The 835-nt window shown below is 49.9% G+C and carries 1 protein-coding gene; it reads right to left on the minus strand.

Translation table 11 applies throughout. From position 1 onward, the window contains the following. A partial coding sequence (locus LE180_RS05255; RefSeq protein ID WP_374134408.1) for a hypothetical protein occupies window positions 1–764 on the minus strand: 764 nt, incomplete at its 3' end. Window positions 765–835: the final 71 nt, after the last annotated feature.

Genomic DNA, 835 nt, shown 5'->3' on the forward strand with positions numbered 1-835 from the left:
AGTTGGTTACTACCAACTTGTTGTGACTGTGGTGGTGGTTGTGCGATGTATAGCGCTGATATTTCTATTTTTGGTGGTGATGGTCGTTTTTGGGCTTGGTTTTCGCCACCTTGCTCTTGTTGTCCTCCGCCTTGTTGTTGTGATAATGCGTTTGGTGTCAGTATGCTGTTGCTGTTGCCGTATTGTGATACTTCGTCGCCACCGTGTTGTGATTCTTTGCCGTCGCCACGGTTGTTGACGACGCCTTGTGCTTGTTGTTGTGGTGGTGGTTGTGATGATGATGACGGTGGTGATGAAGAGCTGGAGGACGAGCTGGAAGACGAACTAGGGTGGAAAGAGGGAGAAGCAAAGCTAGAAGAAGAGCTGGGAGACGACGCTGGTGATAACGATGATGACGATATTAATGTTGATGATGATGCGCCAAATGATGGGAATGTTGATGGTACTGATGATGATGTTGTTGTTGGTAGTTGTGGCGGTAGTTGTTGTTGTGCCAGATTTCGCTTATTCAGTTGTCGCTCCAGTGCCCTCCGCTCATCCGCTCTCATAGTAAGCCTCAAACTCTCCATCTGTTCAGGCGACGACGAATTAAGAATGTCATTTGCCTTCTTCTCACACCTCAGCTCATTTGTCTGCCGCTCAATCTCCATTTCGTCCGCGTCCGCCTCCGGCAGTCCCTGCTTCATCTGATCCCACACCTGAGGCGACAGCTCCAAATGCCGTCTTAGCAGTTGCTTCTTCAGCAAATCAGTCTGCTTCGTCATCTGACCCCGCCGTTTCTTGTTCGGTTCTAGCGCATCCAGTCTCAGTTCCTCCTGCATCGCCTCCAGTTGCT

Source organism: Candidatus Endomicrobiellum pyrsonymphae (genome assembly GCF_020328025.1).
Lineage (GTDB): Bacteria > Elusimicrobiota > Endomicrobiia > Endomicrobiales > Endomicrobiaceae > Endomicrobiellum > Endomicrobiellum pyrsonymphae.